At 37.7% G+C, this 26332-nt stretch carries 23 protein-coding genes and 1 pseudogene; 17 read left to right on the top strand and 7 right to left on the bottom strand.

The features are described from left to right. Nucleotides 1–243: 243 nt before the first annotated feature. Nucleotides 244–2235, bottom strand: coding sequence for a FapA family protein (locus G4Z05_RS12425; RefSeq protein WP_163252171.1), 1992 nt, complete (start codon nt 2233–2235; stop codon nt 244–246). A 961-nt stretch (nt 2236–3196) separates the two neighbouring features. Here G4Z05_RS12425 and G4Z05_RS12420 point away from each other — a divergent pair. Next, entirely contained in the window at nt 3197–4066 is an 870-nt protein-coding gene (locus G4Z05_RS12420; RefSeq protein ID WP_163252170.1) for a YitT family protein, read from the top strand. Nucleotides 4067–4120: 54 nt separating this feature from the next. On the opposite strand, the pseudogene G4Z05_RS12415 reads toward G4Z05_RS12420, so the two are convergent. Continuing rightward, nucleotides 4121–4681: pseudogene (locus tag G4Z05_RS12415) on the bottom strand (maltose acetyltransferase domain-containing protein). A 228-nt stretch (nt 4682–4909) separates the two neighbouring features. Here G4Z05_RS12415 and G4Z05_RS12410 point away from each other — a divergent pair. Further along, the gene (locus G4Z05_RS12410) at nt 4910–5827 is read left to right on the top strand and encodes a hypothetical protein (protein WP_240465377.1); all 918 of its coding nucleotides are present in this window, start codon (nt 4910–4912) and stop codon (nt 5825–5827) included. Here G4Z05_RS12410 and G4Z05_RS12405 read toward each other — a convergent pair. Further along, on the bottom strand, nt 5824–6279 hold the full coding sequence (locus G4Z05_RS12405; RefSeq protein ID WP_163252169.1) for a hypothetical protein: 456 nt from the start codon (nt 6277–6279) through the stop codon (nt 5824–5826). The genes G4Z05_RS12410 and G4Z05_RS12405 overlap by 4 nt on opposite strands. 17 nt (nt 6280–6296) lie before the next feature. Beyond that, complete coding sequence (locus tag G4Z05_RS12400; RefSeq protein WP_163252168.1) at nt 6297–7061, bottom strand: hypothetical protein; 765 nt, start codon at nt 7059–7061, stop codon at nt 6297–6299. Between the two features lie 411 nt (nt 7062–7472). Here G4Z05_RS12400 and G4Z05_RS12395 point away from each other — a divergent pair, with 411 nt between their 5' ends. Next, entirely contained in the window at nt 7473–8108 is a 636-nt protein-coding gene (locus G4Z05_RS12395) for a nitroreductase family protein (protein WP_163252167.1), read from the top strand. A 288-nt stretch (nt 8109–8396) separates the two neighbouring features. On the opposite strand, the gene G4Z05_RS12390 is transcribed toward G4Z05_RS12395, so the two are convergent. After that, nucleotides 8397–10466 (bottom strand): methyl-accepting chemotaxis protein, encoded by a 2070-nt coding sequence (locus tag G4Z05_RS12390; protein ID WP_163252166.1) that lies wholly within the window; start codon nt 10464–10466, stop codon nt 8397–8399. Nucleotides 10467–10954: 488 nt separating this feature from the next. On the opposite strand from G4Z05_RS12390, the gene G4Z05_RS12385 reads away from it, so the two are divergent. The 4 genes from G4Z05_RS12385 (at nt 10955) to G4Z05_RS12370 (ending at nt 15429) form a co-directional block, all read left to right on the top strand. Next, nucleotides 10955–11122, top strand: coding sequence for a hypothetical protein (locus tag G4Z05_RS12385; protein ID WP_163252165.1), 168 nt, complete (start codon nt 10955–10957; stop codon nt 11120–11122). A 409-nt stretch (nt 11123–11531) separates the two neighbouring features. Then, nucleotides 11532–12380: an iron uptake system protein EfeO gene (efeO, locus tag G4Z05_RS12380; protein ID WP_163252164.1), complete on the top strand. Its 849-nt coding sequence runs from the start codon at nt 11532–11534 to the stop codon at nt 12378–12380. Next, nucleotides 12381–13673: an iron uptake transporter deferrochelatase/peroxidase subunit gene (efeB, locus tag G4Z05_RS12375; protein ID WP_163252163.1), complete on the top strand. Its 1293-nt coding sequence runs from the start codon at nt 12381–12383 to the stop codon at nt 13671–13673. 19 nt (nt 13674–13692) lie between these two features. Continuing rightward, nucleotides 13693–15429, top strand: a complete 1737-nt coding sequence (locus G4Z05_RS12370; protein ID WP_163252162.1) for an FTR1 family iron permease — start codon at nt 13693–13695, stop codon at nt 15427–15429. Nucleotides 15430–16785: 1356 nt separating this feature from the next. On the opposite strand, the gene G4Z05_RS12365 is transcribed toward G4Z05_RS12370, so the two are convergent. Then, on the bottom strand, nt 16786–17040 hold the full coding sequence (locus tag G4Z05_RS12365; RefSeq protein WP_163252161.1) for a hypothetical protein: 255 nt from the start codon (nt 17038–17040) through the stop codon (nt 16786–16788). A gap of 194 nt (nt 17041–17234) precedes the next feature. Beyond that, nucleotides 17235–17552, bottom strand: coding sequence for a hypothetical protein (locus tag G4Z05_RS12360; protein ID WP_038537515.1), 318 nt, complete (start codon nt 17550–17552; stop codon nt 17235–17237). 104 nt (nt 17553–17656) lie between these two features. Here G4Z05_RS12360 and G4Z05_RS12355 point away from each other — a divergent pair, with 104 nt between their 5' ends. The 10 genes from G4Z05_RS12355 (at nt 17657) to G4Z05_RS12310 (ending at nt 26281) form a co-directional block, all read left to right on the top strand. Then, nucleotides 17657–17935 (top strand): hypothetical protein, encoded by a 279-nt coding sequence (locus G4Z05_RS12355; protein WP_163252160.1) that lies wholly within the window; start codon nt 17657–17659, stop codon nt 17933–17935. A 6-nt stretch (nt 17936–17941) separates the two neighbouring features. Further along, nucleotides 17942–18196 carry a hypothetical protein gene (locus G4Z05_RS12350; protein ID WP_163182706.1) on the top strand — a complete coding sequence of 85 codons (255 nt, stop codon included), beginning with the start codon at nt 17942–17944 and terminating at the stop codon, nt 18194–18196. A gap of 249 nt (nt 18197–18445) precedes the next feature. Next, complete coding sequence (locus G4Z05_RS12345) at nt 18446–18991, top strand: GNAT family N-acetyltransferase (protein WP_038537520.1); 546 nt, start codon at nt 18446–18448, stop codon at nt 18989–18991. A gap of 574 nt (nt 18992–19565) precedes the next feature. Beyond that, nucleotides 19566–19784 (top strand): DUF1659 domain-containing protein, encoded by a 219-nt coding sequence (locus G4Z05_RS12340; RefSeq protein WP_163252159.1) that lies wholly within the window; start codon nt 19566–19568, stop codon nt 19782–19784. Between the two features lie 73 nt (nt 19785–19857). Next, the gene (locus G4Z05_RS12335) at nt 19858–20079 is read left to right on the top strand and encodes a DUF2922 domain-containing protein (protein ID WP_038537522.1); all 222 of its coding nucleotides are present in this window, start codon (nt 19858–19860) and stop codon (nt 20077–20079) included. Nucleotides 20080–20163: 84 nt separating this feature from the next. Continuing rightward, nucleotides 20164–20301, top strand: coding sequence for a YvrJ family protein (locus tag G4Z05_RS12330; RefSeq protein WP_038537524.1), 138 nt, complete (start codon nt 20164–20166; stop codon nt 20299–20301). 247 nt (nt 20302–20548) lie between these two features. Beyond that, nucleotides 20549–21409: a hypothetical protein gene (locus G4Z05_RS12325; RefSeq protein ID WP_163252158.1), complete on the top strand. Its 861-nt coding sequence runs from the start codon at nt 20549–20551 to the stop codon at nt 21407–21409. A gap of 204 nt (nt 21410–21613) precedes the next feature. Then, nucleotides 21614–22540: an ABC transporter ATP-binding protein gene (locus G4Z05_RS12320; protein WP_163252157.1), complete on the top strand. Its 927-nt coding sequence runs from the start codon at nt 21614–21616 to the stop codon at nt 22538–22540. Nucleotide 22541: 1 nt separating this feature from the next. After that, the gene (locus tag G4Z05_RS12315) at nt 22542–23663 is read left to right on the top strand and encodes an ABC transporter permease (RefSeq protein ID WP_240465376.1); all 1122 of its coding nucleotides are present in this window, start codon (nt 22542–22544) and stop codon (nt 23661–23663) included. Between the two features lie 242 nt (nt 23664–23905). Next, nucleotides 23906–26281, top strand: coding sequence for an immune inhibitor A domain-containing protein (locus G4Z05_RS12310; protein WP_338036763.1), 2376 nt, complete (start codon nt 23906–23908; stop codon nt 26279–26281). Nucleotides 26282–26332: the final 51 nt, after the last annotated feature.

Below are 26332 nucleotides of genomic sequence, written 5' to 3'. Positions count from 1 at the left end.
TTCAAGATGGCTATGGACCCTACATTCCCCCATGAATGGAAGAACATGTCAACTTTTTTACTCCCTTGAAAAGGGAATCATTTTAATCATCCTGCAAATGATATAAGAAAACAACATGTAAATATTACTAATTAAAAGGTCCCGAACAGATGTAACCGCCATAAAAAACATTCCGGATTAAGAATTTTAACAAATCCTCTTCACTCAAACAACTAAATAACTGATCCTTTGCTATTGTGTGAATTACAAAAATTGAAACGTTCCTTCCTTCGATAAAACCGCATGAACATTCTTTTTCTCATTTTCCAAGCGATACATTTGACTCCCAATCTGGATTATGGTTCCTCCTTGCGCATGATTGATTTTGATGGATTGTCCAAGTGGAACGGAAATTTTCGTTTTTTCTTTGCCTCTTATCCAAGTTTCTTCCACGACGACTCCTTTAGCTGCATACACATTTCCACCACAAAGAACCCCTTTAATTTCCACTCTACCTTCTGAAAAAATCTTCGTATCCAAACTTCCTTTTCCAATGATGGACACATCTCCACTACAAATAATCTCACTGTTTAAAGCATAAGGGATAATGATTTTGGCATTATTTGACTCACTGAAGGAATAATATACGCGAATTTTTTCCATCCGATCTTTTATGGACTCAATATCGGCTACATCTTTCAATGGAGAAGATTCCAAATTGAAAAATGCATCCACTAATTCAGAATGAATTTCTTTTAATTCAGGTTCCACCATATGCCGATGTTCATTCATAACGATCCATTTCTCTAATTTTTTAATAAGGGAGGGTAATTGTTGAAACTTTTTTTGTAATAAAAGACGGATTAAAGAGCGAATCCCCATTTTTCCCATATCTGATTTTTTAAAAAGAGGAGATTGAAAAACTTGGACGACAGCAGACGCTAAATCATGAAGTTGTGAAGAGACTTGGCTCAAGATCATTCCTAATTCCATCACAGATGTAAACTCTTTTCCTGCACTAAGACGGCCATTAAGGACATTTTTGCAGACAATGATGTGATTCCCAGCGGTAATCTTCGATTCATTGACCATGCCATGAACAACAATATCGTGCATGGCTTCCACTACTGCTTTCTCATCGACATCTCCTTTGATTTCTACGTCCCCATAAAATTGGATTTGTCCTGCTCGATTATACAAATGACCTGATTGATAATATCTCGGAATTACGCAAACAGCCAGCTTCTCCTCGCTTTGTTGAATGGACACTCGTCCCGGTAATAGAGCGACGATCTTTGAACCTTTCTCCAACAGATCTGTTCCTTTGCCTAATTGAAGTTGAATCGCTTTTGTTGAATTTGCAGGAATGCTTTCTCCAGTAACCGAATACCCTGCTTTTCCAGGTACAGGAGGATGAATCGTTCCAATCAACTGCCCTGATTGGACAAAATTTTGTGATGTTAAAGGTTGGATTCCATTCTCTTCTTTGGAACGTAAATGGCTAGAATCAAAAAATTCAGATGCCCATTCCACCCAACCATCTTTTCCTTGGATAGGTTCTAATCCTTTCGCAATAATAAATTGTCCCGATTCAGTGGCATTTAACGCTCTTTGAATTTCCTGTGGTTGAATCCCCGTATTGATTCCTAGTTCTTTCATTCTTTGTTCTAGATGAGTCGCTTGAAGAGGATTAATCATTTTGAGCTTCGTTTCGATTTGAAGATCAAGATGTGCACTTGGTTCCTGATCCTTTAATTGATGTACTTTTTGATAGCCCATTTCGACATTCAGGATGGCTTCCATTTTCGAAGGATGAAGCTGAATAGACCATGAAGCTTCTTTCCGCTCGTTTGGAAAATCAACCCTTATCTGATCCTTTTCTGAAAGGACAGTGGTTTTTTTGACTAATTTTCCATTTTTATAGAGATGCATACCTTCTGAAACCGTAATGGTAGGAAAATGTGCAGATGATTCCTTACAATAAATTTGTCCATCTTTTACCCAAACCTTCCCTAGATGGACTTCTGTTCGCTTTTCCTCTATTTCCATGGCTGATGTTCTGAATCGATGAACTTTATCGATAGTAAGATCCTCTTTATTTCGTTTTCTTAAAACCAATTTTGTCCCAAGTAGTCGAAAAAATCTCTTTGATTTTCGCTTCCTCTTTTCTTGAGGATTCTGTATCTTCGATAAGTTCCACCCTTTATTAATCTCTTTTTTGTTTTTCTTTCCTTTCGACAGATTCTTTCCACTCATCCTATTTTCCCCTTTAAGAGTGAATGATTGACGAGTTTACAAATACATCCGTTACCATCTCGTCAACTTGTTTCATCTTTAAAATAAAGACTTCCCCGTTCATTTTTGAATAAAAAAGGAATTTCCGAAATCAATTCGTTTTCTTCCATAAATCAACCATGCTTCCAATAAAGGTATTATCTAAAATCGTTTCATCTTTTTCTTTGTTCACCATTGAAAAGGAACAAGTGACAACTGGACGCCAGCAGAGAAACAAAGGTATTAAAAAATTCGTTATTTTTTACAATAGTAACGGGATGATATTTAAGAAACAGTATGATATGGAGATATGACAATCGAAAATTGTTAGTTTTCAATGTCTTCCTTTTCTAATGTTAAGAAAACTTGGCGACACTTTCGGTTCTTCGATCCTCGGTATCGTCCAAGTCTTTCCACTTCATCCATATGATCGCTCCACTACAAAACCCATTCCCGCAGTAATAATCGCACCATTTTCCCTCTCAATATTTAGGTCTATTTGTTTATATATCTAACAAATATTTACAATAAATACACCTTTTTAATCACCTTAAAACATTATCATTTTTCGGCACATTCTTTGACAATATTTTTACACTAAGATGGGGGAAATTTTGTCTAAAATGGTCGAATTTTGGATTATGTTGTTGAATTTTTCACATACACAAGTCAACAAACAAATAATTTTCATTGATGAACCTTAAATAAATATCAGTGACATCTATAATAACCAATAAAGACACCAAAATATGTCTAGTCTTCTTATCCCCTACCTTTTATTTCCCCATTTCCCGATTTTTTGATATTCTTTATAATTGGAATTCGATTTCTAAGAGGAAGAACACAATGAATAATGGTTGAATGAGGTACTGACACCTTTTTATACATAAAAAGTGGAAAAAAGAGGAAAAGTAAAAATATGAAATAGAAATGGGGAGAAGAGATGAGTGTAAATACGCAACAAAAACCTATGTTAACATTAGCTTGGCGAGGATTATTCGTAATAATCGGAGCGTTTATTACGGCCTATGGACTAGAGGCGGTATTGATCCCAAATAATGTTTCAGACGGAGGAGTGACAGGCCTTAGTATCGTTGGATCCCAGTTATCAGGATTGCCACTTGGAATTCTCATTGCCGTCCTGAATATTCCGTTTGTCTTTTTAGGATATAAACAAATCGGGAAAAGTTTTGCGATTAAATCGGTTATTGGTATAGCCTCTCTTGCCATCGGCACAGCTCTTATGCACCATGTACCTACGATTATCAAGGGGGATACCCTATTAGTAACTGTTGTTGGCGGGATCATCATTGGTTTCGGTATGGGTTTGGCCTTACGGAATGGTGGGGCTTTGGATGGCATCGATATGTTAGCCGTATTGCTTTCTCGTAAATTGCCTTTTGGTACGAGTGACCTGATTTTATTCTTAAATCTATTTGTGTTTATCGTTGTGTCCACTGTTTTCGGTCTTCAAGGGGCAATCTTGTCCGGAATTGCGTATTTTATTGCTTCTAAAGTCATCCACATTGTCGAAGAAGGATTAAGTGGCTCCAAAACCTTTCAAATTATCACCCGCGAACCAGAGAAAATGGTCGAAACGATTCGTGACCGCTTAGGTCGGAGTGCAACTTATAATTTGGCTCAAGGTGGATATTCCAATGAACCGATTAAAGTGATCAATTGTGTCATTAACCGATTAGAAGAAAGTAAAATGAAAGAAATTATTTATGAAATTGACAAACATGCCTTTGTAACGGTCTATGATGTGGCAGAAGTCAGAGGTGGCAATTTCAAAAAGAATGATATCCATTAAGGAAACAACGTTTCAAAAAAGGTCGTTCATTAATTTGTATGAACGACCTTTTCTCTATTCCTCGATTGGTTTAAGAACCCTTGCCGAATTGCCTCCTACCACCACTTTATCCGGTACATCTTTACATACAACGGCTCCTGAAGCGATAACGACATGATTTCCTATCTTCACCCCAGGGTGAATGACGGCTCTCCCACCAATCCAAACATTGTAACCAATCGTAACAGGTTTGCCATATTCTACCCCTGATATTCTTTCCTTTGCATTTAGAGGATGTGTCCCAGGATAAATATGAACTCACGGCCCGAGCATGCAATGGTCACCTATATGAATTTTGCAATCATCTAAAAACACACAATCAAAATGGGCATAGAAATTTTCACCGACGTGAAGATGGTAGCCATCATCACAACGAAACGTCGGTTCTATGTATATATTTAATCCCGTTGAACCAAATAGCTCTTTTATTCATTCCGTTCTCTTTTTCTCATCCGTTTCCGGTGTTTCATTCAATCATCTTGTTAGCCTCCGGGCATTCATTCGATCTCGTCGTCATTCGGGGTTTCCCGCCAAATAAAGTTCCCCATGAAGCATGTTTTCTTTTTCCGTTTTCATAAATGTTCCTCTCCTTTTTATCCCATCCATCTAAACGAATTCCAGAGAAAACAAAGAAAGCCTTTTTTGGACGGTATTCTTCTTAACCTTTCAAGTTTATTTTTTCCTTTCTATATCCCTTCCACACTAGCATAGAAAATGATGTATTGTTCACAAATTTGTCACAATCCCCCCTGACCTTTTGTCCTTGTTTTCCCTATATAGAGGTCGAAAGGGTGGTGCCATGTTATGCCTATAAAATCTGGCGAAATTACACAATTTGAAGGATATTCGCAGTTTACTTCTCTGAAAGAGTTTAACACTCATTTCGAGTGGTGGATGTTAGAACACAAGCAGAAATTTTCCAAAGGGGAATTGATCGGAATCAAACGTCTAGCTCGTTTTGCCGCTAAAGTTCCAGGGGTGGCAAATGCCAAAATCGGTACAATGTTAAAGGCAATTCACGAAGAATTCAACAACCATGGGATTTCCCGCTCTACTTTTAAACGAATGATCCAAAAATCCATCAAACTTGGAATCTTATCCGTGTATGAAACCGAGCGAAAAAATGGGGCGCAAACCAGCAATCTCTATGTTTTTAATCGTTTTCCTCCAAATGAACTACCTAAAGAGGAAAAATTGAACCACCATAAAGAAACCATTAATCTTTTAAAAACCAATAACCAAAAATCACGTAAAGAAACGCCAAAACAATCGAACCAAGTGGAAAACAGAACGGTACTAGATGACACCTATGTCAGCGACCGTGTGCCTCAACCATTCGTGCAAATAGTAAAATGCTTTTTTCCAGAAGCTAAAACGATTGAGGAATTTTGGAAAATGGCAGAAATCGCAGCCTATAGAAACTTGTGTGAAGAGAACCCAGAACGAATTCTAGAAACCGCCATCCAGGCATTCCGGCAGCTCATTAGGAAGCTAAAATATACCCAATCGGTCAAAAATCCGTTCGCTTACTTTTATGGCATTATTTTCAAAAAACTCCGAGTCCAGTTCTATCAAGATTTAGAGGACCTGCATGGTGATACAGAAGAAGATAGCGTTATATACAGAAAAATCCCGCCATTAGAAAAGATTCTAGACTGGGATCATAGAATGTTAGAACCTGATCATTTTGAGATAAAATCCTTGCTTTCTTTCTCCTATTAAAGATGTTTGATATGGGAGATGCCTAAAGCACCATGTTCCCAAAGTATCGATTCAACCTTTTTCCATTGGTCTTTCTCACAACGAATCATAAGGACAATTTCGGATGTCATTTTTTTCACTCCCCTCCTATTTTTCTTGACAAGAATCATTTTTAGGAGGAATCCGAGGAGTATGCCGCTGACGGCCCCAATAATTCCCCATATAATGGGGCCCCATTCTAATACATAGCCATAGATGGCACCTAACAACATAAAGCAAGTACCAAGAATGGCAGATACGTCAAACAAGCTTAATCCATCTGCTCGATGGATCGTATCAAAAAGCTGCCTTGGTTCCGTTCTTTTATCAAGTGGGGCGGCCAAGATTTGCTCGTTGGAAATATCACATTTCTCCAATTCTGAAATGGCCATTTCAATGAAAAGTGAGTTTTCAAAGGTAGCGATCACAAACATGGCATTCTCCCTCCTTTTTAAATGGGAGTTTTAAAGCGTGGATTTTGATATTTTTTACGCAAATAATGAGACATTTCTTTTTCAAACAGTTTATTTTGCTCCACCGCTGTCACATACGAATCAAAAATGATAAAAAGGTAAATGGAAGGGAAGTAGAGCACCCATTGCATGTTAAGGACCTCTTTCGCTTTGACAAAATCACCCCACATGGAATACTCAATACCAAGAAGAATATTACCTAAATAACAAATTCCAACGGTATAGATAAAAATAAAAAAGCCAAATATGACGTTATGAAGATAGAGGTGTCCGAGCCCAGGAAATAAAGCAGACCATACTAAGGCTACCCATGGTTTCTTTTTATCCAAATAGTTCATATCCCATGAACCCATGGTAATTGTAGGCATGGTGGCATCCTCTCGATCGGCCAATACATATTGTTTGTTTTGATCAATGGTTGAACGATAACCATCCCATATACCAAACATATAAATGGCCACGTACAAGATTAACCATCGTTCATTTAAAACTTCTTTAGCTTTATCAAATTCACCCAATAGGGTATACAAGATGCCAAGGTTCACATTTGCCATCCGATTGATAAACGTTTCCCATAAGATCAAAATGATCGCAACGACATATCGATGCTGCATTAAATGGCCAAACCCTGGATAGGAAAACGAAAAAAACGCAACCACCCAAGGATTTTTTAAATGCAATTGTGTAATGGAAAATTGAGATAAAAATGCTCTTTGCCTACGTTGGTTGGGAAATTGTGTCATGTCCTATACCTCGTTCATACTACTGTCATTCAGTATCCCCCATTGATTTTGAACTTATCCATTAAGCAGGAAAAAGGCAGAGCAAAAGAAAAAAACGAACTCCTTCATGTTAAAAGAGGATGCCTGGGATTTTGGATTAGCATCATGATGGTACAAAAAACCTTTTCCCATCATTAAAAACTGGAAACAAAAAAGACTGCTATTAACAAATTCATCATTCCGTTTTAAGCACTGTCCCTTACCTAACGTTTTTTTCCAAGTACATTCAACTGTCTGATTTTTTTATCTCATGTTCCAAAAAGGATCCATTCATGCCATTAGAGCCTTTTCCTTGACTCTAGCAGTTACGAATAGTAATTTTTATTTTACACTTACTATTTGTAAGAAAAGCTTTTAAGGAGGAACTTTTACATGTCAACAGTGACGACAAATTCACAAAATTTAATTGATATTATCAGAGAACGTCGCTCTGTCCGCAAATATGACCCTAATTATCAAATGACTCGTGAGGAAATCGAAGAAATTTTAAGCGAAGCCATCCTTGCGCCTTCTTCAAGCAATCTTCAGCCTTGGCGCTTTATGGTTATCGATAATCAAGAAATAAAAAAAGAACTTCGTTCGATTGCCTACAATCAAGAACAAGTGGAAACTTGTTCAGCCGTTATTGCGGTTTTAGGAGACAAAGAAATGTATAAAAATGCCGATAAGGTGTATCAAAGTGCTTATGAAGCCGGCTATATGAACGAATCTACTATGCAACAGCTCATCAACAATATAAACAATGTATATCCTAATGCATCCGAGGAAGTCCGAAAGAATATTGCTTCCTTTGATACAGGCTTGGTGTCTATGCTCATTATGCTATTGGCAAAAGCAAAAGGCTATGACACCGTTACAATGGGTGGATTTGATAAACAAAAGTTTATGGAAAAATTCAACGTATCGGACCGATACATGCCTATCGTATTAATTGCCATTGGAAAAGCAGCTGCTCCTGGGCATAAAACTACCCGCATACCAGTCAAGGATGTCATTGAATTCATTTAATAAGATTGACAGGCATGGAGCCCAAAAAGGAAAAATGATGGGAAACAGAAAAAGGGACATCTAGAAATTAAGATCCGACTTCTAGATGTCCCTTTTTTATTAAATGAAACCCATAATGACCCAAATGATCAAATCCTGATTCTTTGTACATTCTTGCCCTTTTAAACTCTTTTCTTTAAAGTATTAAGGACACAAATTGAAATATTCCCTCTCGACAATTTCAACCATTATTCCCCAAGAAATAAATCAGTTTTTGTCATATGAGATGAACATTTCTCTACTCCATTTCTACACGGTAAATTTTTCAACAGCTTCGTTCAATTCATCTACCAATTGGGAAAGCTGCTTCGCATGGATCGCTACTTCATTGGTAGTGACAGATTGTTCTTCCATAGCTGCAGCAATTTCTTCGGTTGAAGCCGTGGTCTGCTGAGAAACGACCGAGATTTCTTCAATCATACCGACAACAATACTTTTTTGCCCTTGGATCGATTGGATCGTTTCTACCTCTTCTTTGACCGATTCAAGCATTTTTTCCAATGAAGCATTCATTTGCTTGATAGAAGAAGTGACTGTTGACACAGCATTCTTTTGATCCATACTAATTCGATTCGTTTCTTCCATGACTTCCACTAGCTGTTTTGTATCCGTTCGTACACTATGAATAATCGCTTGAATATCATTCGTTGCTTTTTTAGACTCATCTGCCAGCTTCCGAACTTCATTAGCAACAACCGCAAACCCTTTACCATGTTCTCCCGCTCTTGCCGCTTCTATAGAGGCATTTAAGGAAAGCAAATTGGTCTGCTCGGCTATTCCAGCAATGACTTTAGTCACTTCAGAGATCGATTTCGATTTTTCATTTAATTGGGCAATCCGATCGGTTACTTTTTGAAAAGCACTCTCTAATTTTTGATAGGAATCTTCCAAGTTTTTCACTTGTTCATTTCCAATCTGCATTTCTTGTGAAGCCTCTCCAACCTCATGTTCAATATTCGCTGACTGTTTGGAAAGTTCCTCAATGGATCCACTTAAATCATGAACAGCCTTCGATCCTTTTTCTACTTCCATTGCCTGATTTCCAATTCCTTTCGCAATATAATCCACCGATGTGGAAACTTCGGATATAGCGGTACTATGTTCACTAGCAATGGTGGTTAATTCCTTCGTGGAATGATGAATAGATGAGACATTATCCACAACTGTCATGATTAATCTTCTCATCTGAGCTAGCATCTTATTGTAACTTTTCGCCAACTCTTCGACTTCATCCTTCGAATGGACTTTGAATTCTGTCACCAAGTCCCCTTCTGCTGTTTTTTCAATTACTTTTTGGAAATGAGCAATAATCTTTCTTAGTTTTTCCGCGAGAACAATCGCACAAATGACACCAATGGCAATACCTAAAAGAAGGGACCAAATGCCCGTTTTGGTAAAGTGATTCATCTTACTAGCAAAAATATCGTCAGGGGTAAAGGATAATACTTTCCAATGGACGCCAGGAATCGTCACGATTTCCCCTGTATATTTCTCGCCATTCCATGACCAATTTTGTTTTCTCGCTTTATCACTTTTATAAATATCAGTCACCCATTGGAAATCAGAATCAAACTGATTCTTATCTGTTAGTAAATCTGCTACCCCTTCAACAGCACCACTTTGTGCTGGGTTCATATTTTTCCCATCCGCACCTTCTATAAAGGAACTAACAATAATACCTGTCGCATCCAAAATCACAAGCTCAGCATTCGTCTTCTTCTCAATCTGCTCCCTGATGACTCCAATAGCTGACAAATCAATATCATAACCGAGTGCCCCGACCATTTCTCCATTGGTAAAAACCGGCGTTACAATGGATGTCATCATTTTTTTCGTTTGTTTGTCCTGATACACATCCATCCATTGCGTCTTCGGATTCTCACTCAATTGTTTATACGTTCTCGTATCGCGTACATCGACATCGTATTCCGTATAGGGAGAAATATGAATTTTTCCTGTAGTAAAATCCATATAATAAACGGCAATAAGATCCTTATTTTCCTTTTGAATGTTTTTAATAGACGCTTCCATACGTTGAATAAAATTCCCATCTTGAACATCATTTGAGACAATGCTAGCAAAATAGTTAATAGATGTCTCATACTTCTCAAGCGAAAGCCGCACTTCTTCAGCCGCATGATGCGCATTCGTTTGACTAGATTCCGCATGATCCTGTTTTAAAATCTTACTAATTGTAAAATGGTTAAAGATCACCGTTGCACCACTGGATATTAAAATGGCTAAACAAATGAAAAAAATCCATTTCACCCGAATGGATAGACCTTTTCTTTGACGGTGTTGTTCCTGTTGTGTTTCCATCTTAACCTCTCTCCTAAATTGATAATCCTATTACTTTATCGGATAAAAACAAGGAGAGTATAGTAAAAATGTATATATTAGACAAAAACGGAATAATTTTTCATCCTACCAAAAACAACCCCAAATCCCTGTCTGTTTAACATATTTTCTTCTCTAGTGATGAAACCGGAATGAATCAATGAAACGATTGATGAATTCTATCTATTCCAAACGTTTGTTGAAAGAGTACATGCGAAAATGGTCAATTCATTAATCGTTTGATGGAACACTTGAAAAACACTGTAATAGAAACATTTTTTCAAGCAAAGACATAAAAATTTTGTCAATTAATCAATCGTTTGATGAGTCGCTCTCCTTAATCACTTTCCAATCCTATTAAACTTCACAAAAATGACAAAAATTCTCCCTGTTTTTTGTGATTTATGTCACTTTAGGTGAGTGGAAAATTTTTTACTATGTACTTAACCGATACAAAAGGGGGAAATGAAATGTTTCTTGCTTGGTTAATGACAATTAGTTTATTTCTAACATGCATTTATACAACTATAGTTATTTTTGATAGATTGAAAGAAAGAGACGCATCTGATTTAGCCCAATTACAAGTCCAACTAGAAAAAATGGGCATGGATCATAAACAAATGAAACAAGCTATGTAATAAAAGAAAGAATAAGGGGCGGCATCCCCATAATCCTAGCCCCTTTTTCTATATTTTTTATTTTTAATAACTGCATGTAGATTGCCATGCTGCAAGGGATATCATGACATGTTTAAATCCTCCACTAGGCGATCGATTCCTTTCTTATCAACAACAGCAGGTTCCTACAACTCTTTATACCCGGGGTTGGTCTCAACGACCACCCCTTTTCTTTTGTCTTTCTCCTTCTAATTATATTATCGAGAAACTTTTTATGTATGGCGCCTTCATGCAAGTTTCTAACATCACCGAACCAACCAATAACCTCCCGTACAATCCTATAAAAAATAATTGAAAACATTTCTCATTTAACATAAAATAATATTGATTGAAAATGATTATCATTATTAAACAGGAGGTTCCTCTACCTATGAAATGGGCAAAACTATCTGGCATTCTATTATTCTCAAGTAGTTTATTATTCGGGTGTTCTCAATCCGAGCAAACCGCCTCCAAAGCCGAAAAAAAGGAAACAAGCCAAACAGTAACCGATTCCCTTAAAGGTGTAACGAACCAATACCGCGAATATGCCATTGGAGAGATGGAGGAATTTATCAAAAAGACAGAGGCATTTACCAATGCCGTAAAAAACGGCGACATAGAGCAAGCAAAAGCGCTATATGCGCCTGCAAGAATGCATTATGAACGAGCTGAACCGATCGCTGAAATATTTGGCGAACTTGATCCAAAAATTGATGCCCGTGATGGGGATGTTCCAGACACTGAATGGGGTGGTTATCACCGCATTGAAAAAGGATTATGGGAAGAAAAAACCACAAAAGGCTACGAGTCTTATGCGGAGCAGCTAATGAAGGATGTCAATCTTCTTAGGGCTAAGGTAGAAACTGTAGAAGTAACGCCCGATTTATTGATCACTGGTGCCGTTGACTTATTAAATGAAGTCTCCACCTCCAAGGTAACAGGAGAAGAAGACCGATATTCCCATACCGATTTATACGATTTCGCAGCCAATGTCGAAGGAGCAGAAAAGATTTTTCAACTATTAAAACCAGAACTAAAAAAGAAAGATCAAGAACTTTCAAAGGAAATACAATCTCGCTTTGATGAAGTATATCGTCTATTAGATTCACACAAACAAGACGATGGCTATAAACTTTACACCGATTTGTCCCAAGAAGAGGTAAAAGCGTTAAGCCAGGCTATTGATGCTCTTGCAGAGCCACTTTCGCAATTAGGCAAAATAACGGAGGCGGAATAAATGGCTAAGACTAATCCGCAGTTAGAAAATTCACCTATATCCTCCAGAACGTTTACCCGACGTGAGATGTTAAAAACAGCAGGGGTTGGCGGAATTGGTGTCCTAATTGGGGCTTCCGGCTTTGGCGGATTGCTTTCCATCACGGAAAACAAAGCGTCTAGTTCGAAACCGGATAACATCATCCCTTTCTATGGAAAACATCAAAGCGGTATTACAACCAAGCCGCAAGATCATATCTATTTTGCCGCACTAGATGTCACGGCAACAGACAAAACAGCATTAATCCAGCTATTTAAGGACTGGACGAAAGCTGCTGCCTTAATGACAGAAGGAAAGCCGGTTGGTGAACTGTCTAGCAATGGACTCCTACCACCGAAAGATACCGGAGAGGCAGCCGGCCTTTCCCCTTCTCAATTAACGATTACCTTTGGTGTCGGCCCCAGCCTCTTCGTTAAAGATGGAGTGGACCGTTTTGGATTATTAGGGAAACAGCCAAAAGAATTAGTTGATCTCCCTAAGTTTCCTTTGGATGCATTGGAAGAAGAGTGGTCAGGAGGAGACTTGTGTATCCAAGCCTGTGCGGATGATCCGCAAGTCGTCTTTCATGCCGTAAGAAACCTGATTCGGATTGCACGCGGCAAAGCCATTTTACGTTGGGCACAACCTGGATTTCAGCGAACCAAACAGGCCGATCCCAAGGAAAAAACGCCAAGAAACTTGTTTGGTTTTAAGGATGGAACAGTGAATCCCGATGTCAATAACGAAAAAGTGATGAATGAGCAAGTATGGATCCAACCTGGTGACGGTCCTAACTGGCTAGCAGGCGGCAGTTATCTTGTCGTCAGACGGATTCAGATGTTCATCGAAGTATGGGACCGAACCCATTTAAAGGAGCAAGAAAATACATTCGGACGTTATCGTGACAGTGGTGCCCCTTTGGGCAAAAATAATGAATTCGATTTACCCGATTTTACACAAAAAGACAAGAATGACGAATATGTCATTCCTGTAGATTCTCATATGCGGGTCGCACATGGGGACGGAACCCAACAAATACTGCGTAGAGGCTATTCTTACTCTAACGGGATGGATGGAAAAACAGGGAACTTCGATGCCGGGTTATTATTTATCTGCTTCCAACGTAAGCCAAGCAAACAGTTTATTCCGATTCAACAACGCCTGGCAAAAATGGATAAGTTGAATGAGTACATCTCTCACCGCGGTAGTGCTATTTTTGCTTGTCTTCCCGGCACAAAGCCAGGCGGATTTATCGGCGAAACATTATTCACCTAGTCAGGGGATGAAATGAACCATGATGAAAACGTGGAAAATTCTATTGTTGGTCTTCATGCTCCTTTTACCGAACGCTGTCCCGAGTTTTGCCGCACAAAACCATGACGAACTATTTGTCTTGATTGGCGATAGTTTAATGAAGGCAAAATCCGGAGATGTCGATACCGTAGCAAAAAATATGCAACAATTTTCCCAGGAATGGGAATCCATAAAGGATATGAACAGCCAACACGCCAAAAAGGTAAACCAAGAGCTAAAAAATGTTCAATCACTTCTAGCCAATCCAAATACAGACAGCCAGGCAGTCACCAAAAGTCTTTCATCGCTATCAACGGCGCTCGTTTTATATGATCAAGAACAAAATCCGGTGGACAAAAATGCAGCAAAAGAACAAGTCAAACAGCTGCTACCACTCATTGACCGTTTAAAGGACTCACTCGCTGATGGTGATCCCATGGTTTTAAAATCACGCTATCAAGCCATCATGAATCAATGGACAGCTTCGGAAAAAGCAGTTCATGATGAGAGTATAGTTGCTTATGGTCAAATCGAAAAATACATGGCCTTAATTCGAATTGCGATTACACAAGAACCAGCAGACCTTCAAAAAGCCAAGCAAAATACTGACCAGCTGACCAATGAAGTAAATAATTTCCTTTCCGGTAAATCAGCAACGGACGTAAACGAGAGCTATTCACTGACAGATGTAGCAACTTTATTGGATAAAGCAAAAAAAGCAATTGCAAACAAGGAATATGAGAAAGCAAGCACGGATTTAAATGAAATCCTCACCATATGGCCAACGGTCGAGGGAGAAGTACAAACGAGAGACAGCAAACTCTACAATGATATAGAAACCAATATTCCGGCCAGCATCAGTCTCTTAAATTCAAAAAATATCGATCAACAAAAAGCCGAGTCTATCGTTCAGGATCTATCCTCTCGACTCGCTCCGTTAACAGCTAAAACGAATTATACGTTTTGGGATGCTTCCCTCATTTTACTTAGGGAAGGATTAGAGGCCATGCTCATTGTCGGTACCTTAATTGCTTTTCTAAAGAAAATGGGGCATGCCAATAAACAAAAATGGATTTGGGGTGGAGTGGCTGCTGGAATTCTAGGGAGCGCAATTCTCGCCATCATTATCAATATGGCTTTTTCAAAAATCGTCGCCGCTTCGAGCCGAGAATATATTGAAGGTCTTACAGGAGTGGCTGCTGTAATCATGATGCTAACGATTGGGGCATGGCTTCATAATAAGTCAAACATCGGAAATTGGAAAAAGTTGATTGAGCAGCAGATGCACCAAGCCATCGCAAAAGGAAGCCTTCTTTCATTTACAGTCATTAGCTTCTTTTCCGTCTTCCGTGAAGGGGCAGAAACGATTATTTTTTACACAGGGATTACTCCCTATATCAGCTTGCAACAGCTCGCTCTAGGCATAGTTTTGGCCATTGGGATTCTAGCGATTATCGGCTTTACAATCATTCATTACAGTGTAAAAATTCCGATTCGACTATTTTTTAAAGCCGCAGCCATTCTCATCTACTTATTGGCCTTTAAAATAATCGGTGTCAGCATCCATGCACTGCAAATATCCAATATCTTATCTACAAGCACTGTGCAATCTCTGCCATATATTGATTGGATAGGCATGTATCCAACTTGGGAAACCTTTTTAACACAGCTGTTGCTCATTGTCATCATTCTTTTCACCACTTGGTTCGTTAAAAAATCGGCTGCAAAAAATACCTAATGACAAGCAACTTCATACAACAACCGGCAGGACTTAATCCTGCCGTATTTTTTACATTTTAAAAAGTTATCATCTAATCTAATGGTTAATAAATCCCTCTATTTGCTTTGTTCACTTTCCCTATCTAGCACACCCCGGCAAAAAATTTGTCGTCTAATCAATCATTTGATTCATTCCTCTATATGTGTTGTGATAGATCCATTCCTTCCTACATCACGGGAAAATTTTGTCGTTTAATCAATCGTTTAATTAGTTCCTCTTCTGCGTTACGAAATATCCATTCTTCTAATATCACAAAATATTTTTTCATCTAACCAATCGTTTGATTAGTCTAAGTGATAACTACCGCAAAATAAGTAATAGTTAACGCAAAAAAGGTGATAATTTAAGTAAAAAAAGCCTTTATTCTTCTAGCTTGTTCGACAATATAAAACATATAAACATTAAAAACATGAAAACAAGATATTAAATAAAACAACAACAAAACAGTTATAGTTATTGTTGTTGTTTTAATGATGATATTATTGTTTTCTATGATACACAACATGTAGATATGCGTAATGCAATGAATATATTTACATGTTCATTTGAGTACCAAAACTATGTAGGAGAACAGCAAAAGAATTACTTTGTTTCTAAAGAAACACTTATAAACAAATTAAAAAATACAACACATAAAGAGGAATTTGATCATTTACTTAAATTATTGCGGATGTTTAAAGCACCTAATGAAGATATAGTAAAAATAATGCTTAATTCTGAAAATGAATTGAAGATATAAGGAGAAATAATGAACAAAGAACAACTAATAAAAATGTTAGAGCCACATAAAGACGCACTAAGTACTGTAAAAAAATAGGATTAATATACAAAGAACATAACTTCCCTCCTTCTATAAATCTCATTTATCATTTTGGTTCTTGGAATATGGCTAATGGGATTATGTAATGGAACATATTATCCAAAATAACAAACGTTACGCAGTAGATTTGTATTGTGAAAGAGTGAAAATAATGAGGTAATGTTACTTATTGTATTTTAGAAAAAGTTATTAATTTACAATTTTTCTAATTTCCTTCTGCAAACTCGATCTCAAGTGAGGATTCGTCGGTAAACTCACTTGAGAACACAAACTTAAAAACCCCAATCACCGATGGGTTCGCCCGTAGGTGAATATATTAGCATTATATCTAGATATTTACTATGATCATTTTTAGGAAACTTAACTAATATAACATCTCTTTTTTCAGGAGTATTTGGCAAATCACTACGCCATAATGAAAATGATATATCCTCTTCACTCAATAAAGGTGATGTTTTCCATCCATATACCTCAGCGTCGACTGCATATCCCGTTTATTTGTATTCTAATTTTCCGTTTCTCTCTTCTTCGGTTCTACTGAGTGATTGATATGCAATAAAATCATATTTTTCATGATCATGCCAAGATAGCATTTCTTCAACTTCTTTTTTTGCCTTTTCTTCCGCTTCTTTTAGTTCTTGTTTTGTTTCCTGTTCAATTCTAATCTCATCTTCTTTCGATAGAGTTGGAGTTTGATTACTACAAGCAACTAATAATAAAAAAGGCAACAAGAAAACGAAATTTTTCATGAGTAACCCCCTTTTTTCTTCTTTGTTAAGGCTATAAAAAAAAATTTCCCATATTTGAATATGGTACGGATTTATAGATTGATCATCACTTTAACGACTCTTGTTCACAGACGCCATACAGGGCATTTTTGCGCAAAAAAGCTATGCCCATTTTGGTTTACCTTTAAAGCGTCCTTGGCCCTTTTTAGCAAATTTTAGATGTCTCCTTCTTCTAATTTTTTATTTAAAAGTACGTAGTCCTCTTTATTAAACATTATTGCTACTTTATCTAATCTATCTCCTCCTGGATATAAGTATAATTGCTGCTCGAATCGTATTCCTAAAGGTGAAACAGTTTGATGGATTAGATTTAAGATTTTAAAGCATTCTAAATCTACTCCTTCTTTTAATTGATTTTTTACATAAATAATTACAAAATCTTCAATTTGTTCAAATCTAAGCCTTCGAGGGGAAATATTATTAGCTTTACAAAGTCTTTCTAATAGATTTTTATAATGATTATTTTTCTCCAAAATAAATTACCCCTCCTTCCATTTTATGTTATTATATAATAAAAATGTAAAATATAGAAAATAGAGGGGGTTTATGAAAAAATTTATTTTCACAATAATTTTTTATGCTTTTTTCACTTGTATTAGTTACTCCAGCATTTGCTAATGAGCAAGATAATCAAGAACTAGAAAGATTATCTCAAACAGGAAAAGTTATTTATAAAGATGATGAAATTACAGTTATAAGTTTCGGTAATGATTCCGAAATTTCTAATGCTATTTTCAATCACCCTAATAGTGTTGTAAATGAAAATGGAATAAGTAGTAGTGATAATATTACTATGCCTTTTTCATCAGTTACTGGCCCTGGAGGACGAGCAAGTATTGTAGCTGGTGATTCATGAAGAATTGTGTATTGGTCTGTAAAACCTGCCACTGCTTGGCCATATCATTTTTCAGGTCTTGTAAAGTTAAGATATTATTCTGGATTTAAGAGAGATGTGGTTGTTGGTGGTATGGGAGCTTTAGGATCAACTGTTAGTGGTGCCGTATCCATGAACAAAAATAATGGTGGAGTTGCGTATCTATCAGGTACAGCATATGCATTATCAGGTAGTAGATACCGAGTTTTACCAGGAGTTTCTACTACATTTAGACCAAATTAATCTATTAACAAAGAGCATTGATTTCAAAATCAGTGATCTTTTTGATTACGTACTTGTCTGTACGATTATATTATAGGGGACGTAGTCGCTGGTAAAAATGGAATCTGATAAAAAGCTTAATATCTAGGCTCTGTTAAAGAATAATGTTGATTTTCTTCTTCAACTAACGGAAAGGTTAGTTAAATAAAAAACTCATTTAAAATAAAGTGTGTTAATATACAAATTAAACCATATTTAGGGGGTGTGATTATGTTTGTACATAAGATTGATGAGGAAGTATCTTTGAAGTTAATAGAATTAAAAGATGCGGAAAGGATTTTCGAATTAACAAATAATTCAAGAGAATATCTACGCGAATGGCTTCCTTGGCTTGATACTGTAACAAAAATTGAAGATACGAAAGATTATATAAAACTATCCTTAAAGGGTTTTGCTGAAAACAAGAGTTTGAATACAGTTATACTATTTAATGGAGAAATTGTTGGAGTTTCAGGTTATCACACGATAAATTGGTCACATAAATTTGCATACATTGGTTACTGGCTTGGTGAAAAATACCAAGGTAAAGGAATTATGACTAAAGTAGCTAAGGCTTTGACTGATTATGCTTTTAATGAATTAAAACTAAACCGAGTTGAAATTAGGGTTGCCGTGGAAAATAAGAAAAGTAGGGCTATTCCAGAAAGACTGGGGTTCGTAAACGAAGGACGTATTAGACAAGCAGAATGGTTGTATGACCATTATGTTGACCATATTGTTTATGGAATGTTAGCTGAAGATTGGAATAAAAAGTAGCTACTTCTTCTTTAACTAACAAGGGCGTTAGTTTAACAAGAGCAAGCATATGAAAAGACTGACATAATCAGTCGGCCTTTTTTTAATGTAAAAATCAACATTCAAATTTAACAGAGCTAATATCTAAAAAAAGGTGGAAGAAAAATTACAGACTATCTTCCACCTTAAAATTTATAGTTGCTTTTCTATCTGTCTTATTATATCCCGAGAAGAAGAATTAATTACTTAAGAATTAGAGAATTTAATAGTTTCCAAAGTAATTATCACATTTTTTTGATCTACATAGATGAAAATTAAAGATATTTTATTAATATTAGAGTGAAACCATCCGTCCTTTAAGTAAGGAAAAAAATCTACGTTTATAGAATCCTTAGTAGATTTTTAACACCCCACCTTTTTCTACTCGTTCTTACCGAAAATTCCCGCATGATCCCCGTACCTCCATTAAGGGGTTTTGGAGGTAAATTCTCTAGCCATATCCCTTTTTTCATTTTTTATAAAAAAAAAATTTTCCACCCCCCTGTCCTTTTCGTCGCCCAAACCCTATATAGAGGGTGAAAGGAGGTGATGAATGATGGCACAATCCTTATTAGTTGGCACAAAGCTAAAAATGGTATTCCAAACTGGTATCGATGATGACGGCAAACCAATTTTACGAACTAAAACGTTTAGCAATGTCCGTAAAGAAGCATCAGCCGACCAATTATTCCAAGCAGCAAACGCACTTGCCGTTTTATGCAATGATCCGCTAAACACGTTGGAGCGTACAGACAGCTCCGAAATCATTGCTTAATGGAAGGAAAAAAGCAAAGGCCTGTCCCAGCAACATATAGGACAGGCCCCACAAAAGAATGGAGGTGAATTAAATGGCAAAAACATTGGAATTAGAATTCGGCACAGAGTTTGGGAAAACGGCCCGAATTTCGTTAGAAAACCCGAAAGAGCCGATTGATGAGGCTCAAGTCAAGCAATCCATGGAACAAATCATTGCATCTGATGTTTTCTTTACGGCTACCGGTAAATTAGCCGTAGCAAAAGGCGCACGCGTAATTGACCGCAATGTAGTCGAATATGAATTGGCAGAATAGGCAACTAGAGGCCGGCTTCACTAGTAAACCGGCCTCTCTCCAATAGCAATATAAACGAATGGCCCCAGAAAGGAGTGAATTCTCATGGATCAACTGATTCCACTCATCAGCGAGGTCGGATTTCCGATCGTGGTAACCCTCTTTCTACTCTATCGGATCGAAGCCAAGCTAGATTTAGTGGTCCAGTCGATACAGAGTCTGCCCGAGCGGATGAAAGTGTAATTGTCACCCAAAACGTCCTATTTCACAGGGCGTTTTTAATTGAGAATATAACTTTTTAGACAGCTCCCCATATTCCCACTTTCAAACTATGTATCAAGCCCAACAGTAGATATAGATTATTTTACCTAAGAAAATTATCCTGTTTTTTCTATTTTATTGTAAAAAAGATAGGAACATTTTAACACAAAAGAAAAATATTTCATTATAATTTTCTCGTATACAAATATAAAAAGGGAGAACTAAACAAATGAAGAAAGCTTTATTGGCGATTCTTACTTTATTACTAATCGGAGGTACCGGTTATTTTGTTTATAGTAAAGTAGGAAATTCAAAATCAACAACAACAAAAATTAAAGAAAAGGAAATCTCAAAAACGGAAACAACCGAAAATAGTAAGCAAGTTCAAAAAGAAAAAAAGAAAAAGGAATCAAACAATTGGAATGGTGAGTGGACTCGTGTCTCCGTAAGTGATCCTGGGACGTTAAAAATTAGCAATTTCAATGGAAAGACGTTTGACCTTGCTCTTGAAGTTTTAAGCGGTGCGAATACAGGTGGAATTGATGGAAAAGCAACTGTTACGGGAAAGACGGCTATTTTGGTTAACGATGAATTTAATTGTCGACTCGATTTAACATTGAATAAAGATTCTATCACAGTTAATGAAACAGAAGGTTGTTATGAAATTGGTGGAATAGGCACGCACTTTGGAGGAGAATACAAAAATCAATCAGCAGCAGCAAAGACTCCTAAAGCTACTTTATCTTCACTAAGTATTATAGATGCTAATAGTGATAAAGATATCCAAAAGTTATTAGGTAATGACTACGATACATTGGTAGAAAATATGCAAATAATTGATTCTTATGAGCTTGAAGATACATTAGTTTTTGAAGGCGGAGTTCGTGGACTATATACCTTCAAGGAAGGGATTATTGTAAAAGACCCATTTAACCATTACTATATTGGCAATATTATAAATGATGGTGAAAAAGTAAAATTCTATACGAATGATATAACTTATAAAAATAAACTTCATCCAGTGGTAGATGAGTGGAGACAAGATTTCGCTGATTACCCAGTTGAATATATTTATAAAAAAATGGATTAGATCCTATCATTAACAAAAGGGAGAAGCCATCAATGGCTTCTCCCTTTTTCAATGAAAAAGTCTCCTTCGAATCCTTCCATCCCTGCCCTTAAATTTTTATAATTTTGTAAAAACAATGAATCTTTCTCCCTTTATTTACGTAATATGATGAGACTCCCCTTTTTGGGCAGGGCTACATAGGACCATGAAAGGAAGGAAAAATGCATGACCGTATTAGAAGTAAAGCATTTAAAAAAGTCATTTGGTTCCATCGAAGCTGTTCGTGACATTAGTTTTTCGGTAAATGCAGGAGAAGTTTTCACCATTATCGGTCCAAATGGGGCTGGAAAAACCACAACACTCGAAATGATTGAAGGCTTAGTTCCCCCTGATCAAGGAGAAATTCGCTTTCAGGACTTGACCTGGGACAAAGATGCCGTAGCCATTAAGAAAAAAATTGGCGTCCAGCCTCAATCGAGTGCCATGTTTGATTTATTGACCCCGAAAGAAAACTTAGACCTCTTTGCCACCTTCTATGATCAACCGAAATCGACTGAAGAAATTCTTGAACTTATCAATCTCACCGAACACCGAAACAATCTCGTCAAACAATTATCAGGGGGGCAGCGTCAAAGACTGGCCATCGGGCTGGCGATGATTAGTAATCCCGAAATCCTCTTCCTCGATGAGCCGACAACGGGGCTAGATCCACAGGCTCGCCGAAATATTTGGGACATCATCCTCCAGCTAAAGTCATTAGGTAAAACGATCATTTTAACTACACATTATATGGAAGAAGCCGAAAAATTAAGTGACCGTGTCTGTATTGTCGATCAAGGGAACATTGTCACATTGGATTCCCCCTCTTCCCTTATCGAAAAACTGACAAAAGAACGCGAAGTAAGTCTCTCTTTCCACGATGAAAAAACAACCATAGAAGCAGAACATTTTTCAAAAAATCTTGACTCCGTCATCCGAACAGAGCGAGAGGACACAACACTAAAACTCTGGACGATGAAACCGGAAGATTCCCTACATGACTTATTTCAATTCACAAAAGAGAATGACTATCATGTCGAACAAGTTTCCATTCGAGAAATGAGCCTTGAAGATGTCTTTATTGCATACACTGGGAAAGAATGGAGGGATTAAATTGAATAACTGGCAGCAATTTAAAAAAATGTTCATGACCCAATTAAAATTAACCCTTCGTGAAAAACAAGCATGGTTTTGGGGAATCTTTTTCCCTGTCATCTTAATGGTCATTTTTATGGTGATATTTAGCGACAACTCCGATGATGAATTTAAAACGGAAGTAGCGATTGTAAAAGAACATCCGAATCCCACGTCTGACATGCTGTTCACGCAACTGAGTCAGCTTCCTATCCTAGAAGTCAAATCTGACAAACCCGTCAGTAGAAAACAAGCAGAAAAATGGGTGAAAAACAAAACCGTCGATGCAGCGATCGTATTTCCTGAAACCGAAGGCGGAGGCCAATTTCTCATTTTGGTCAATAAAGAAGAAGAACAAGGAGTGACAACTCAGGTCATCTCAAGTGTTCTCGATAAATTTGTACAACAGGCAAACTTATCTGCCGTCGGGGCAACACCTTCCTTTGATGTCCAATTTCAATCCATTTCATCCGGAAATGCGAACCTAAGCTATACGGACTTCCTATTAACCGGAATGATTGCTTTATCCATTGCTCAAGGCGGAATGTTTGGCATGGTGGATTTAGTAGAAATGAGAAGAAAAGGATTAATCAAAAGACTAAGGATGACGCCTGCCAATATGGGCATTTTTGGGCTAAGTGATATGATCATGAGGTTGTTATTTAGTATCGTTCAAATCCTTCTCTTATCACTCATCGGCGTATTCATCTTTGGAGCCAATTTGTACATTAACTACCTCAGTCTGGCCATCGTCTTTTTATTTGGTGCCCTTTCCTTTAATGCACTAGGATACTTTATTTCTTCCATCAGTACGACACCAAATGCCTATATGGGGATCGCCAACATTTTCAGCTTTCTCATGATGTTCTTAAGCGGGATCTTCTTTCCAATCGAAACCATGCCTGAATGGCTCGTACCTGTATCCAAAGTCCTTCCACTCACCTATTTTGCTGAAGGCTTGAGAGACAGCATGGTGTATGAAACAGGAGTCATGTCAAGTACACTTTGGTTTGGGATTGGAATTTTAGTCATATGGGGCGCTCTATCCTTTATTGCAGGTTCCCTCCTTTATAAAAGAAAATCCATTGTCGCAACAAGATAATCACGAAAAAGGCCGGATCCACTGGGACCGGTCTTTTTTTAAAATTTATTTTCTTCCATCTATTTCATCTACCATTTTGTCCTCTACCAATTTTTTCAATAGGAAGAATTTACTAGAAATATAATCAGATTTTTCTAACAATTAAGGTTTTATACCCATTTACTTCCTAGCCTTTTAGAAGGAAAATAAAATCAGATTATTCGGATATCGAATAATCTAATTGATGAAAAGGGGGAAAAAGAGTGAAAAAAAATAGTAGATTAAAAGTATTTTCCAGCATTACAGCCTCTACCATCGTGGCTGCGTCCTTATTGGCCGGCACTTTTGCAGGAACGGCTACACCTGTATCAGCCAACCAAGGAAATATGGCTGAATCAGCACCCATCGACTTAAATATAGTGGATCATGACAGACTAGCAAAAGCTTTACAGAAAAGAGGGGTTATTTCAAAGAATGCTAGTAAAAAAGAGATCCAGAAAGCTGTAAGCACTTACATAAAGAAAAAAGAGAACAAAAAGCCTGGTAAAAAGCATTTAACCGATGAACAGAAGAAGTTTGACAAGAAAACAAAAGATTTCATCACTAAACAAAAAGACAAGCTAGCCAAACAGCTTCAAAAAGGACATGGAAACTATAAAAAAGGCAAACCTAATGGACCTGTCAAAGTAAATCCTGCGAAACAAGCAAACTATAACGGTCCCGTACGCACTGATAAAGTGCTAGTTTTATTGGTGGAGACGGAAGATTTCAAACATAACCAAGTTGTGCAAGAAGAAGGCTATATGTACGCTGATGATTTCAGCAAACAGCATTACGAAAATTTACTGTTCGGGGATCAAGAATTCACTCTTTTCAATGGAGAAAAAATTAAAACCTTTAAGCAATTTTATGAAGAACAATCTGGTGGAAGCTATACTGTGGACGGTACGGTTTCGGAATGGCTGACCATTCCAGGCAGCCTGAAAGACTACGGTGATGACCATCCAGACGGTGGCCACGATAACCTAGATCCACTTGGGCCACGTGACCTTGTAAAACGCACCCTGGATGCGGCAGTCGCTTCAGGCATCGACCTTTCCCAATTCGATGAGTTTGACCTATACGACCTTGATGGAGACGGTAACCAATACGAGCCAGATGGATTAGTTGATCACTTAATGATTATCCATGCCGGTACTGGTCAAGAAGCTGGTGGCGGAGCCTTAGGGGACAATGCCATCTGGTCACACCGCTGGGTATTAGATGGTGTGTATGCGGTTCCTGGATCATCAGCTAAAGTAGATTACTGGGGCGGTAAAATGGGAGCCTATGACTACACCATCCAACCAGAAGATGGTGCAGTGGGCGTGTTCGCACACGAATTTGGACATGATTTAGGCCTTCCTGATGAATACGATACGATTTATAGTGGACATGGCGAGCCGATTGGATCCTGGTCGGTCATGAGTGGTGGTAGCTGGAACGGTAAAATTGCCGGAACGGAGCCAACGAGCTTCTCTCCGCAAAACAAAGAATATTTCCAAAAAGTCATGGGCGGCAACTGGGCAAACATTACCGAAATCAATTATGAAGACATTGATAAAAATGGGGTCGCAACGGTTATTGACCAAAGCATCACAAAATCGAAAAACCCAGGCATTGTGAAAGTAAACCTTCCTGGTAAAGAAGTGAAAGGCATTCAAACAGACTTTGGCAGCCAATATTACTATAGTCAAAAAGGGGACGACCTTCATACATCCCTCGTCACTCCAGAGTTTGATTTGACCAATGCAACCAGTGCGAAGTTTACGTATAAAGCTAACTTTGAAGTAGAGTACGATTACGACTTTGTTTATGTTCATGCGATCGTTGATGGACAAGAAACATTAATCGATACGATCGGTGATGAAAACACTGCTGGCGGAATGGAAACAACACACGGAAAATGGATCGACAAAGAATATGATTTAAGTGCTTTTGCAGGCAAAAAAGTGAAGCTAGCTTTTGACTATGTCACAGATGGTGGATTAGCCCCTGAAGGGTTTGCCATGGATGAATTAAAGTTAATCGTCGATGGCAAGGAAGTATTTTCAGATGGCGCTGAAGGTACTCCAGCCGTTACGCTTAACGGTTTTATTCAAACGAATGGAACCTTCCTAAAAGACCACTACTATTACCTGGAGTGGAGAAACTATGCTGGTTCTGACAAGGCACTAGCATTCTCCCGTGGCGTAAAATATAATACAGGATTAGTCGTTTGGTATGCTGATGATTCCTACACAGATAACTGGGTTGGCGTACATCCTGGTGAAGGCTTCCTAGGAGTAGTCGATTCTCACCCTGAAGCAATTGTCGGAAAACTAAATGGTTCTGACTCCATCGAACAAAGTACCCGTTACCAAATCGCGGATGCTGCCTTTACTTTAGACAAGGCACCGGCCTGGACGATCGATTCTCCAACCCGCGGAATCTATGAATATCCAGGACTACAAGGAGTTACCCTTTTTGATGATTCCAAGTCCTATATGAACGACCTGATTCCTGATGCCGGACGTAAGGTTCCTAAATTAGGCCTTAAATTCCGTGTCATTGGAGAAGCCAAAGACAACTCTGCTGGGGCAGTTTGGATTTACAAATAAAACCTAGAAAAGACATCGGGCTTTATCCCCCGATGTCTTTTCTGTTTCCCC

The sequence above is a fragment of the Neobacillus thermocopriae genome, from assembly GCF_010975035.1.
GTDB classification, from domain to species: Bacteria; Bacillota; Bacilli; order Bacillales; family Cytobacillaceae; genus Neobacillus; species Neobacillus thermocopriae.
Note: the sequence above shows the minus strand (reverse complement) of the source record. Positions and strands in the feature narration are given on the sequence as shown.

Bases quoted from the DNA above. Each gene is read 5' to 3' on its own strand.
- G4Z05_RS12425 (WP_163252171.1), bottom strand. From the start codon at position 2,235: ATGAGTGGAAAGAATCTGTCGAAAGGAAAGAAAAACAAAAAAGAGATT.
- G4Z05_RS12420 (WP_163252170.1), top strand. From the start codon at position 3,197: ATGAGTGTAAATACGCAACAAAAACCTATGTTAACATTAGCTTGGCGA.
- G4Z05_RS12410 (WP_240465377.1), top strand. From the start codon at position 4,910: ATGCCTATAAAATCTGGCGAAATTACACAATTTGAAGGATATTCGCAG.
- G4Z05_RS12405 (WP_163252169.1), bottom strand. From the start codon at position 6,279: ATGTTTGTGATCGCTACCTTTGAAAACTCACTTTTCATTGAAATGGCC.
- G4Z05_RS12400 (WP_163252168.1), bottom strand. From the start codon at position 7,061: ATGACACAATTTCCCAACCAACGTAGGCAAAGAGCATTTTTATCTCAA.
- G4Z05_RS12395 (WP_163252167.1), top strand. From the start codon at position 7,473: ATGTCAACAGTGACGACAAATTCACAAAATTTAATTGATATTATCAGA.
- G4Z05_RS12390 (WP_163252166.1), bottom strand. From the start codon at position 10,466: ATGGAAACACAACAGGAACAACACCGTCAAAGAAAAGGTCTATCCATT.
- G4Z05_RS12385 (WP_163252165.1), top strand. From the start codon at position 10,955: ATGTTTCTTGCTTGGTTAATGACAATTAGTTTATTTCTAACATGCATT.
- efeO (WP_163252164.1), top strand. From the start codon at position 11,532: ATGAAATGGGCAAAACTATCTGGCATTCTATTATTCTCAAGTAGTTTA.
- efeB (WP_163252163.1), top strand. From the start codon at position 12,381: ATGGCTAAGACTAATCCGCAGTTAGAAAATTCACCTATATCCTCCAGA.
- G4Z05_RS12370 (WP_163252162.1), top strand. From the start codon at position 13,693: ATGATGAAAACGTGGAAAATTCTATTGTTGGTCTTCATGCTCCTTTTA.
- G4Z05_RS12365 (WP_163252161.1), bottom strand. From the start codon at position 17,040: ATGAAAAATTTCGTTTTCTTGTTGCCTTTTTTATTATTAGTTGCTTGT.
- G4Z05_RS12355 (WP_163252160.1), top strand. From the start codon at position 17,657: ATGCTTTTTTCACTTGTATTAGTTACTCCAGCATTTGCTAATGAGCAA.
- G4Z05_RS12345 (WP_038537520.1), top strand. From the start codon at position 18,446: ATGTTTGTACATAAGATTGATGAGGAAGTATCTTTGAAGTTAATAGAA.
- G4Z05_RS12340 (WP_163252159.1), top strand. From the start codon at position 19,566: ATGGCACAATCCTTATTAGTTGGCACAAAGCTAAAAATGGTATTCCAA.
- G4Z05_RS12335 (WP_038537522.1), top strand. From the start codon at position 19,858: ATGGCAAAAACATTGGAATTAGAATTCGGCACAGAGTTTGGGAAAACG.
- G4Z05_RS12330 (WP_038537524.1), top strand. From the start codon at position 20,164: ATGGATCAACTGATTCCACTCATCAGCGAGGTCGGATTTCCGATCGTG.
- G4Z05_RS12325 (WP_163252158.1), top strand. From the start codon at position 20,549: ATGAAGAAAGCTTTATTGGCGATTCTTACTTTATTACTAATCGGAGGT.
- G4Z05_RS12320 (WP_163252157.1), top strand. From the start codon at position 21,614: ATGACCGTATTAGAAGTAAAGCATTTAAAAAAGTCATTTGGTTCCATC.